Origin of the sequence: Microbacterium enclense (assembly GCF_004022425.1) — a bacterium.
GTDB classification, from domain to species: Bacteria; Actinomycetota; Actinomycetes; order Actinomycetales; family Microbacteriaceae; genus Microbacterium; species Microbacterium enclense_A.
Genome location: NZ_RBZY01000078.1, coordinates 1 through 9,294 on the forward strand (window position 1 = coordinate 1; position 9,294 = coordinate 9,294).

Here is a 9,294-nt window from a genome sequence, read left to right on the forward strand (position 1 = left end):
CGTCGATCAGGTCGATGGCCTTGTCGGGCAGCTGCCGCGACGGGATGTACCGGTTGGAGAGGGATGCCGCAGCGACCAGCGCCGCGTCGGCGATCGCGACTTTGTGGTGCGCCTCGTAGCGCTCCTTGAGGCCGCGGAGGATCGCGATGGTGTCCTCGACCGTCGGCTCGCCGACGTACACCTGCTGGAAGCGGCGTTCGAGCGCGGCATCCTTCTCGATGAACTCGCGGTACTCGTCGAGCGTGGTCGCGCCGATCAGGCGCAGCTCCCCGCGGGCGAGCATGGGCTTCAGCATGTTGGATGCCGCGACCGACCCCTCACCGCCACCCGCGCCCATGAGCACGTGCAGCTCGTCGATGAACGTGATGATGCGGCCGTCGGACTCGGTGATCTCTTTCAGGACGCTCTTCAGTCGCTCCTCGAACTGACCGCGGTACATCGCACCGGCGACGAGGGCCGAGATGTCGAGCGCGACGAGCTCCTTGTTCTTGAGGCTCTCGGCGACGTCGCCCGCGACGATGCGCTGCGCGAGCCCCTCGACGACGGCGGTCTTGCCGACGCCGGGCTCGCCGATGAGGACCGGGTTGTTCTTCGTGCGGCGGGTGAGCACCTGACTGACGCGCCGGATCTCGCTGTCGCGCCCGATGACGGGGTCGAGCTTGCCCTGGCGAGCACGGTCGGTGAGGTTGATACCGAACTGCTCGAGGGCGCTGCGCGCGTCCTCCTGTCCCGGCTGCTGCGTGGCGTTCATGGCTTCTCCTGAAAATCTGTCGCAAACTTGAGTTGCGTTGGCTCAAGTTTAGCAGTCGCCCCCGGGGTCAGCAATGGCCCTCCCGAAGAGAAGAGCGAAGAGCATCCCTCCGACATCGCGGCGGCAGGGTGCCGTCGTCCTGTCGGCGAGATGCTCTCTCACCACCATCGCCTCAGGCGCGGACCGTCACCATCCAGTCCGACAGCTCCGCGACACGCGAGCGGATGCCACGGTGCCAGGGCCGCAGAGCACGGTAGGTGACCGCGTCGTCACCGGGGAGCACGGGCGCCCCCGTTCCCGCCATGGCGGCGACGGCCGCGTCCCAGTCCGGATGCACCCCCGACCCGACCGCGGCGCAGATGGCGGCCCCGATGCCAGCGGCGTCGTCGACGAGCGCCCGGCGCACGGGACGACCCAGGATGTCGGCCACGACCTGCACGAGCAGTCGCGACTGCGCCCCACCGCCCGTGACGATGACGCCCTCGGCCGCCACGCCCCGCTCGCGTTCCATGTCCTCGACGTGGTCGGCCATCGTGAATGCGATCGCCTCCAGCACGGCACGGTAGAGATGCCCGCGACCCTGGGCACCCGAGAAACCGACGAAGGCCCCCCGGCGATGCGGTTCGTCACCCGGCGCGAGCCAATCGAGCACCGCGGCGACACCGTCGCATCCGGGAGCAACGGTCTCGGCCTCGACGCCCAGGCTTCGGTCGAAGGCGTACAGGTCGCCCGCGGGCGCGTCCGGGTGCAGCAGGTCCCGTAGCCAGCTGACCGTCCACATCCCCCGACGGATGCCGGTCGATTCGGCGAGGTACTGGCCCGGGCGCGAGCCGAAGTTCACCCAGTGCGCGGCGCCGGCGCCCGGAGCGTCCGCGACGGTCATCGCGGCGATGTACGTCCCGAACGACAGCAGCACGTCCGCGTCGGACGCCAGCCCGGCGCCGAGCGCCTCGACCGCCTTGTCGTTCGAGGTCGCGAAGACCGGCACGCCCGCGGGCAGCCCGGTCTGCGCCGCCGCGCCGTCGGTCACCCGTCCGAGCTCGGCCCCCGGGTCCACGAGTTCGCTCAGCAGCGAGCGCTCCATACCCGTGGCGGCGACGGCATCCGGGGCATCCGACCACCGCCACGTGTGCTGATCGACCGGCCACACGCCCTGACAGTTGCCGGCGGCGTCGCGGAACTCCCCGGTCAGCCGGTGCGCGATGTACCCCGACGACGTCGTCACGTGCGCGACCTCGGGGGAGGACACGTGGGGGCGACCCACCCGCGCGTCCATCCAACTCAGCAGCGGCTCGGCGAGCGTTCCGTCGGCGCGGAGCAGCGCGCGGCAGAAACGGATCGTGCACAACCCGACCCCGACGATCTCGCCGGGGTCGCCGTCGAAACGCTCCATCGCGACGCGGCACGCGCGCACGATCGAGTCCCACACGTCATCGTCGGGGTGGACGCTGCGGCCCGGGGCCGGGGAGGCATACGGCTTCAGCCCCACCCGCGCCTCCGCGTGCACCCGACCCGTTTCGTCGACGACGAGCACTTTCGTCGACTGCGACCCGTTGTCGATCGCGACGACGAACGGCATCACCCCTCCACGGCGAAGATCGTGCCCGGGTTCATGATCCCGTTCGGGTCGAGAGCGGCCTTCATGCGCTCGAGCAGCACGAGGGCACTGCCGTGCTCCTCACCCGTCCAGGCGGTGCGGTACTTGCCGATCCCGTGGTGGTGCACCATCGAGCCGCCCAGGCGCAGGGCCTCCTCCACCACGATCGCGTTGAGCGGCTCGTGATATTCGGTGATCTCCTCGCGCGGCTCGCACCGGATGTCGTAGTCGTACACGAAGTAGAGGTTGGTGCCGGTCTGGTAGCTGTGCGAGGAGTGCGCGCCGAGCATCGTCAGATCGGCGGCACGCGGGAACTCCCGGCGCACGCGCGCCATCACCGATTCGTACAGGTCGACGACCCGCGACCAGTCGACCGACACCTCGGTGGTGTAGCCGAGGTGCGCCTTCTCGAGCATCTCGCGCTTCTCGCGGTCGATCTTGTCCTGGCCCCAGTTGAGGTTGTCGAACCACTGCTCGATGAGGGCGTCGTCGACGCGCTCGAGCGGCTTTCCCACGGCCGCTTCCGCGATGGCCTCGGCCGTCGCCTCGGCGAGGCGACGCGGACCCTCGGCGACCAGAACGACGACGCTCTTGCCCTCGTGGAAGTGCGCGAAGTGCTGACGCGCGTCCTCGGGCGAGTACACGCGAGCGACCGAGGGGCGGTACCCCTGCGTCACGAGCTCGCGCAGCAGCTCGATGCCGGCCCCGAAGTCGTCGGTGAGGAAGCCGAAGAAGCGGTTGTTCTCGGGGGTGTAGGGCCAGATCTTCACCGTCACCTCGGTGACGAACGCGAACGCGCCCTCGTTCCCGATGATCAGGTGACGGATGTCGGGGCCGGCGGCGCGACGCGGCACGTTCTTGATCCGGGTGACCGTGCCGTCGGCCAGCACCGCCTCGAGTCCGACCACCATGTCCTCGATGCCGCCGTACAGCGTCGAGAACTGCCCGATCGAGCGCGTCGCGACGAGCCCGCCGTACTGCGCGAGGGGCTTGGACTGCGGCGAATGCCCGGTCGTGTAGCCGAGCGCGCGCAGCTCGTCCTCGACGCGCTGCAGCGGCACGCCGCACTGCACGGTGACCATCATGTCGACGGTGTTGATACTCAAGGTGGCATCCATACGCGATCCGTCGAGCACGATCGTGTCGGCGATGACGGTCTCGAGGCCGCCCTCCGTCGCCGTGCGGCCGGTGCGCGGAACGACGGCGATGCAGTTCTCGTCCGCGAATCGCAGCACCGCCGCGACGTCGTCGGTCGACCGGGGGTACGCGATGGCCGCGGGGAACGGGCCGTCGAAGATGCCGTGGACGGCGGAGTACTTCTTGAATCGGTCGACGCTGGCTTCGCGCAGCTCGGCCTCGCGGGTGTCGACGGCGTCGGCACCGAGGAGGTCGGTCAAGCGGGCGGCGATGTCGGAACGGGTCAGCGGGGAACGGGAATCGGCCATGTCGGTCTTCCTTGATCGAAGCGGAATCGGGTCAGCGGAGCAGGTAGCCGCCGTCGACGACGAGCGTGTGCCCGGTGACGTAGTCGCTGGCGCGGCTGGCGAGGAAGACGACCGCACCCATCAGGTCGGCCGGGTCACCCCACCGGCCGGCGGGAACGTGGTCGACGATGCGACGGTCGGCCTCGGCATCCGATCGGGTCTTCTCGGTGAGGGCGGTGGCGAAGTACCCGGGGGCGACGGCGTTGACCTGGATGCCGAACTCCCCCAGTTCGTCGGCGTACGCCTTCGTGAACCCGACGATTCCCGCCTTGGATGCCGCGTACGCCGGCGACTGGCGTCCGCCGAGGAACGAGAACAGCGAGGCGATGTTGATGATCTTGCCGCGGCCGTTCGGGATCATGACCGCGGCGGACGCCCGGGCGAAGTCGAACGCGGCCGTGAGGTTGACCGCGATCATCGGGTCCCACTTGGCCCGGTCGAAGGCAACGACGTCGTCGCTGAGCAGGTTGATGCCGGCGGAGTTGACGAGAACGTCCACTCCGCCGAACTCCTCGACACAGGCGCGCACCATCCGCTCGGGCTCGCCGTCGGCGGTGATGTCCGACTGCCGGAACGCGTAGGAACGACCGTGCTGCTCCACCATCCGGGCCGTCTCGCCGTCGTCGTCGGCGAGGGACGGGACGAAGACGTTCGCCCCGGCCGCGGCGAGAGCGACCGAGAACGCGCGACCGAGGCCGCCGTTGCCCCCGGTCACGATCGCGGTCCTCCCCGCGAGGGAGAAGAAGTCCGTGCTGAAATCGCTGATGTCCATGCTCAGGCGCTCCGGGAGGCGAACGGGTCGGCGATGCCGACGTAGACGGTCTCGAGGTATTCGTGGATGCCTTCGGCCCCGCCCTCGCGGCCGAGACCGGACTGCTTGACACCGCCGAAGGGGGCGGCGGGATTGGAAACGACCCCCGCGTTCAGACCCAGCATGCCCGTCTCGAGCCGCTCTGCCAGCCGAAGGCCCCGATCGAGGTCGCGCGTGTACGCGAAGCAGACGAGGCCGAACTCGGTGTCGTTGGCCAAGCGGATGGCCTCGTCCTCGTCACGGAACGTGAGGATCGGGGCGACGGGGCCGAAGATCTCCTCGCGGAGGATGTCGGCGTCGGCGGGAACGTCCACGAGCACGGTCGGCTGGTAGAAGTAGCCCGGCCCGGGGATGGGCGACCCTCCCACGGCCACCCGCGCGCCCTGCGCCCGGGCGCCGTCGACGAGCGAGGCCACCTTGTCGCGCGTGGCAGCGTCCACCAGCGGACCGACTGTCGAGGTCGGATCGGTGCCGCGCGCGGGCACGAAAGCGCCGATGCGCGCGGCGAACCGCTCGGTGAACTCGGCGGCGACGGACTCGTGCACGAGGAAGCGGTTCGCGGCGACGCACGCCTCGCCACCGTTGCGCATCTTCGCCAGCACGGCACCGTCGACGGCGGCATCCAGGTCGGCGTCTTCGAAGACCAGGAAGGGCGCGTTCCCGCCCAGTTCCATCGACACCCGCAGCACCTGCGCCGCGGAGTCGGCGATGAGGCGCTGCCCGACGCCGGTCGAGCCCGTGAACGAGAGCTTGCGAAGCCGGGGGTCACGCACGAGAGGACCGGTGACCGCCCCGGCGTGGGTCGTCGGAATGACGTTGAGCACGCCGTCGGGGAGTCCCGCCTCCCGCAGCACCTCGGTGAGCAGCAGAGCCGTGAGAGGGGTGAGCGCCGCGGGCTTCAGCACCATCGTGCAGCCGGCCGCGATCGCGGGGGCGATCTTGCGTGTGGCCATCGCGAGGGGGAAGTTCCACGGTGTGATGAACAGGCACGGGCCCACCGGACGCTGCACGACGAGCAACCGATTGCGGCCGTCGGGAGCGACCGAGTACCGGCCCGAGATGCGCGGCGCCTCTTCACTGAACCAGCGCAGGAACTCCGCGCCGTAGGCCACTTCGCCGCGCGCCTCGGCCAGGGGCTTGCCCATCTCGAGGGTCATGGCGAGAGCGAAGTCCTCCGTCCGCGCGGTGACGAGCTCGAACGCCCGGCGGAGGATCTCGGCACGCTCGCGCGGGGGCGTCCGACCCCAGGACTCCTGGGCACGGTGGGCGGCGGCGAGCGCCGCGTCGCCGTCCTCGACGCTCGCGTCGGCGACGGCGGCCAGCACGTCTCCGGTCGAGGGGTCGATGACGTCGAACCGGGCACCGTCGGACGCCGGTCGCCACGCACCGTCGATGAAGAGGTCGGTGGGAAGGCCCGCGACGAAGGCACGCTCGTCGATCATCGTGCGACCTCCGCGTTCGCCGCGGCACGACGCAGGGGCGCACCGAGGAGGTCCTCGTACAGCCGGAACGGCGCCATCTCACCGGCGCGGTCGCCGTACATGGCCTTGGCGCGGCGGAACTGCTGGTCGACGAGTCCGGACAGCTCGTACGGCATCCCGACCGAGCGAGCCAGGTCGACGGACAGGCCCAGATCCTTGCAGGCGAGGGCCAGGGCGAAGCCCTCGTCGTAGTCGCCGTGGTCGAGGATCGACAGCACGTCATGCTCGACGAAGTTGCTGTTCGCGGGGCTGGCGACCAGTGCGCGGCGGAGCACCTCCAGGTCGACGCCCGCCTTCACGCCGACGGCGAGTACTTCGGCGGTGGCGATCAGGTGCGAGAACCAGAGCTGGTTGATCATGAGCTTGACCGCGTAGCCCGAGCCGTGGCCGCCGACGTGCAGGATGCGCTCGGGCTCCCCCATCGCCTCGAACACATCGCGGAGGCGGTCGACGTCGTCGGCTTCGCCGCCGATGAAGATCTGTAGGGTGCCGTTCGCCGCTCCCACCGACATGCCGCTCACCGGCGCATCGAGCACATGGAGATCGGGGCGGTCCGAACGGGCGCGGTCCGCGACCTCAGGCACCGAGGTGGACATGTCGATCCAGGTTCCCCCCGCCGGGAGCGCGTCCAGGAGTCCGTCGGGCCCGCGCAGCACCTGGTCGACGTGCCGCGGGGTGGGGAGCATCGTGATCACCAGATCCGAGCGGGATGCCACCTCCCCCGCCGTGTCGACCCAGACGGCACCTCGCGAGACGGCGTCGGCGGCCGCCTCGGGGCGGACGTCGGTGACGACGAGGGGGAAGCCGGATGCCTGCAGGTTGCGGGTCATTCCGCTGCCCATACTGCCGAGGCCGATGAATCCGACGGTGAGTGTGCGCTTCGTCACGGGACCAGTCCTTGAGATCGTGGATCGGGGGCGGTGCACCTCTGCGGCTCTCGTCTTCGAGCCCGCCATCGGCGACCGCACCGCAACGATAGAGCGATGATGCCCTATCAGCACCTCTTGATGTGTATATGGCAACTCGCTAGGGTTCGGCGCATGGCAGATCACATCACGGCTCCCCGCCGGAACTCCTCGGGCCTCGCCCGCGACGTCGAGATCCTCGAGATCCTCGGGTCCGTCGAGGCCGTCTCCGGCGGTGGTCTCGGCGTCTCGCGAGTCGCACAGATCACCGGGCGCGACAAGGCCGTCGTCTCGCGCAGCCTGGCCACGCTCGCGGATGCCGGGATCGTGGACCGCGACGAGAACACCCTGGCGTACCGCCTGGGCGCCCGACTGTACGCGCTCGCAGCCCTCACCGTCGAGAGCACCCTGACCCGCGAATCCCAGCCGATCCTCCGCCGGGTCGCGCAACGTGCGCGGGAGACCACGCACCTGTGCGTCCTGCGCGGCGGGAACGTCCTGACGATCGCCAGCGAACTCAGCCCGCACGAGTTCCGCACGACGGGCTGGGAGGGCATCACCACGGCGGCCTGGCGCACACCGTCGGGTCGGGTGCTGCTGAGCGACTGGGACGAGGACTCCCTGGCGCGGTGGTACGCCGAGCACGGACAGGATCAGGCGATCGTCGGCCCTGTCCCCCCGCACGCGGCCGGCTTCTCCGTCCTCCCGAGCCCACCCCCCGACCGTCAGGTGGTCGCCGACCTCGCCAGCCTCCGCTCGGAGCTCGAGCGAATTCGGACGAACGGCTACGCGCTGCTGGACGAGGAGCTCGAACTCGGCGTCGTCGGCGCGAGCGCGCCGGTGCGCGATTTCACCGGCCGCATCGTCGCGGCACTGAACGTCAGCGCGCCCAAGACCCGCATCGGGGATCGCCTGGAAGCGCTCGCGCGATTCGTGGCATCCAGCGCCCGCGACCTGTCGCGCGCCATCGGCTTCGAATCGTCTCACTCTGAACGCCCGCAGTTGCCATAGATGCAACGGCAGTTGAACATAATCAACCCCCCGCCCTACAGTCAGCCGCAGCCGTGATCCACGGCCCATCTCGATGAGGAGAGGAGTGCGACGCATGTCCGACTTCGACCTCGGCGGACTCCTCACCTTCTGGAGCCGCCGCAGCGACGACATTCTGGAGCTCGTGCTGCAGCACGTGGCCGTGGTCGCGCTCAGCGTCTTGCTCGCCGCGGTCATCGGCATCGCGATCGGCATCGCCGTGTGGAACCGCCCCGTCTCGCGGTCCGTCACGATCGCGGCCGCCGGAGTGGCGCTCACCATCCCGTCGCTGGCCCTGCTCGCGCTCCTGACCCCGGTCCTCGGACTCGGCTGGACCCCCACCGTCTTCTCGCTGATCTTCTACTCGCTGCTGCCCATCGTGCGAAACACCGTCGTGGGGCTCCGCGAGGTGCCACCGGCCATCATGGAGTCCGCCAAGGGCATGGGCATGTCGCCCGCCCGCATCCTGCTCTCGGTCCAGTTGCCCATCGCGTGGCCCATCATCCTGACCGGTGTGCGCGTGGCCGCGCAGCTCACCGTCGGCATCGCCGCGATCGCCGCCTACGTCGCCGGCCCCGGACTCGGTCAGTTCATCTTCATGGGGTTGTCGTCGCTGGGTTCGCGCAACGCTCTGAACTTCGCCTTGACCGGAACACTCGGCGTGATTTTGCTCGCTCTGCTCATCGACGCCGCCTTCGTCCTCATCACCCGCGTCACCACCTCAAGGGGGCTCCGTGTCTGACACCACCACCACTTCCCGACCGGCCGACGCGCACGCATCGTCGGGAGTCGGCATCCGCCTCGAGGGCGTGACGAAGGTCTACCCCGGTCAGTCCGTCCCCGCGGTGGATGCATTCTCGATGGAGGTCGAACCGGGCGAGCTCATCATGTTCGTGGGCCCGTCCGGCTGCGGCAAGACCACGACGATGAAGATGATCAACCGCATCATCGAGCCGACCTCGGGAACCATCTCCATCGATGACCGCGACGTGCTCTCGTTGAATCCGAATGAGCTGCGGCGACACATCGGCTACGTCATCCAGCAGATCGGGCTCTTCCCCCACATGACGATCGGCGAGAACATCGCGGTCGTCCCGAAGCTGCTCGGCTGGTCGAAGAAGCGGACCGCCGACCGCGTCGAGGAGCTGCTCGAGACCGTGCAGCTGAGCGGCGAGTTCGCCGCCCGCTACCCCCGGCAGCTGTCCGGCGGCCAGCAGCAGCGCGTCGGCGTCGCCC

9 protein-coding genes are annotated in these 9,294 nt (G+C 69.6%); 3 read left to right on the plus strand and 6 right to left on the minus strand.

Translation table 11 applies throughout. From position 1 onward, the window contains the following. The 6 genes from D8Y23_RS15055 to D8Y23_RS15080 all read right to left on the minus strand — a co-directional run. Positions 1-751: AAA family ATPase (locus tag D8Y23_RS15055; protein WP_128218891.1), on the minus strand; the 751-nt coding region annotated here is incomplete at its 3' end. A gap of 172 nt (positions 752-923) precedes the next feature. Next, entirely contained in the window at positions 924-2,330 is a 1,407-nt protein-coding gene (locus D8Y23_RS15060) for an FGGY-family carbohydrate kinase (protein WP_128218892.1), read from the minus strand. Then, on the minus strand, positions 2,330-3,793 hold the full coding sequence (locus D8Y23_RS15065) for an FAD-binding oxidoreductase (RefSeq protein WP_128218893.1): 1,464 nt from the start codon (positions 3,791-3,793) through the stop codon (positions 2,330-2,332). Before D8Y23_RS15065 ends, D8Y23_RS15060 begins: the two co-directional genes overlap by 1 nt. A gap of 31 nt (positions 3,794-3,824) precedes the next feature. Next, a complete protein-coding gene (locus D8Y23_RS15070; RefSeq protein WP_128218894.1) occupies positions 3,825-4,604 on the minus strand; it encodes an SDR family oxidoreductase in 780 nt (259 codons plus the stop codon). A gap of 2 nt (positions 4,605-4,606) precedes the next feature. Beyond that, a complete protein-coding gene (locus D8Y23_RS15075; protein WP_128218895.1) occupies positions 4,607-6,085 on the minus strand; it encodes an NAD-dependent succinate-semialdehyde dehydrogenase in 1,479 nt (492 codons plus the stop codon). Further along, a complete protein-coding gene (locus D8Y23_RS15080) occupies positions 6,082-7,011 on the minus strand; it encodes an NAD(P)-dependent oxidoreductase (protein WP_240663924.1) in 930 nt (309 codons plus the stop codon). The genes D8Y23_RS15075 and D8Y23_RS15080 overlap by 4 nt, the downstream gene beginning before the upstream one ends. A 153-nt stretch (positions 7,012-7,164) precedes the next feature. Here D8Y23_RS15080 and D8Y23_RS15085 point away from each other — a divergent pair, with 153 nt between their 5' ends. The 3 genes from D8Y23_RS15085 to D8Y23_RS15095 all read left to right on the plus strand — a co-directional run. Then, on the plus strand, positions 7,165-8,040 hold the full coding sequence (locus D8Y23_RS15085) for an IclR family transcriptional regulator (protein ID WP_128218897.1): 876 nt from the start codon (positions 7,165-7,167) through the stop codon (positions 8,038-8,040). Between the two features lie 94 nt (positions 8,041-8,134). Next, positions 8,135-8,800, plus strand: coding sequence for an ABC transporter permease (locus D8Y23_RS15090; RefSeq protein ID WP_128218898.1), 666 nt, complete (start codon positions 8,135-8,137; stop codon positions 8,798-8,800). Further along, on the plus strand, positions 8,793-9,294 hold a 502-nt coding region (locus tag D8Y23_RS15095), incomplete at its 3' end, for an ATP-binding cassette domain-containing protein (protein ID WP_128218899.1). The genes D8Y23_RS15090 and D8Y23_RS15095, both read left to right, overlap by 8 nt.